Annotated in this window: 1 protein-coding gene; it reads right to left on the reverse strand. The window is 36.7% G+C overall.

Translation table 11 applies throughout. The features are described from left to right. On the reverse strand, positions 1-510 hold a 510-nt coding region (locus AC07E5_RS09595; RefSeq protein ID WP_498625319.1), incomplete at its 3' end, for an IS607 family transposase. Between the last annotated feature and the right edge of the window lie 52 nt (positions 511-562).

Raw genomic sequence — 562 nt, forward strand, 5'->3', positions numbered from 1 at the left:
CAGTTCCTCCTCAAAACTCAAATTTTCACCCTGATTAATAATTACAATTTCAACATTCCGAGCTTCACATAAAGCAAAAACCAATTCAGCACCAAAACGTAATAATCGATCTTTGTGGGTTAAAACCAATCGACCAATTTCATTATTAATAATTCCATCCAAAAGAGCCTTAAGCCCTTTTTTGTGATAATTCATCCCTGAGCCTAAATCACTAATAATCTCAAATGTCCATCCCTGCTTGGCACAGTACATTTCCAAAACTTGTTTTTGTCGCTCAAGATCAGCCTTTTGATCGTGACTAGATACTCTTGCATAAGCAATAGTTTTTCGGCTGTTCTGAATTGATAGATCATGGATAAGTTCAGGTGTGATCTTGCTTAGATCGTAACGTCTGTGATTTTTTGGGGTTCTATCTGCGACTAAAGTGCCTTCCTCATCCCATCTTCTTAGGGTTTGGATGGAAACACCCAGTGTTTTAGCTGCAACGCCAATACTAACATATCTACTCATTTGTATATAATAATATAGAAATAGGTAGATTTCAACTAGCAGTTATTAACCC

Source organism: Acinetobacter seohaensis, from assembly GCF_056431365.1.